The organism is Staphylococcus sp. HMSC13A10, assembly GCF_001808005.1.
In the GTDB taxonomy this organism is placed as follows: domain Bacteria; phylum Bacillota; class Bacilli; order Staphylococcales; family Staphylococcaceae; genus Staphylococcus; species Staphylococcus pasteuri.
Map to the genome: position 1 here is coordinate 1 of NZ_KV791854.1, position 748 is coordinate 748.

A 748-nucleotide genomic window follows, 5' to 3' on the forward strand; every position below is an offset into this window, starting at 1 on the left:
AGACCACGGCCTCGAACTTTAATCAAGCGACTGAAATCACACAAAAGCGTTTTATCAGTGTAGCGAAACACTATATTGAACGCATTAATAACGATAATTTAAAACAAGATTTTCAAACAGCCATCCAAGAAGAATTGAAAGATGTAAAAACAGACACACATAAGGCGATTGAGCAGTTACAAACCAATCAAGCAGAACTGCAACAAGCGAATAACGATTATAAAGCAACCATGGATGAACGTATCAAGCACAACGACACAGCTGTTAAACAATATGATCAAGCGTTTCATCGTTTAACCAAAGGCATTACAGCGATGTTTTTTATTATTGCTTTAGTCATGGTCACATTTTTAGTCTTAAGTCCCTTAGGCGACTGGTTAGGTGTGCAACATTTTTATGAATGGCTGAACTATGTCCTGAAAACAGGTCATTCAGCATGGCGTTATTTCATACTTATTTTCTATCTTGTTCCTTATGCTTTATTTGGAGGACTTATATATGCCATTTTAAGCGCGTATAAGCGCATTTAATATAAATGTTGAATAAAAAACACATTTGAGGTAATAAAAAAGCTGTATCAAGCTTAAAATAGCTTAGAAATTAAAAGGAGAAACTCAATTGGACTTTTTAGGTGCTCTTATAGCCATTGCATGTGCTTTGTTTATCATCTTTTATTTACCTTATTCAGAAAAGAGAAATAAAAAGTAACACACGCCATTATGCCGAGAAAATTTATTGTGCATTGAGA

At 34.2% G+C, this 748-nt stretch carries 1 protein-coding gene; it reads left to right on the forward strand.

The annotated features are described in order from the left end of the window. Window positions 1–530: mobilization protein (locus tag HMPREF3125_RS04460; protein ID WP_256278069.1), on the forward strand; the 530-nt coding region annotated here is incomplete at its 5' end. Window positions 531–748: the final 218 nt, after the last annotated feature.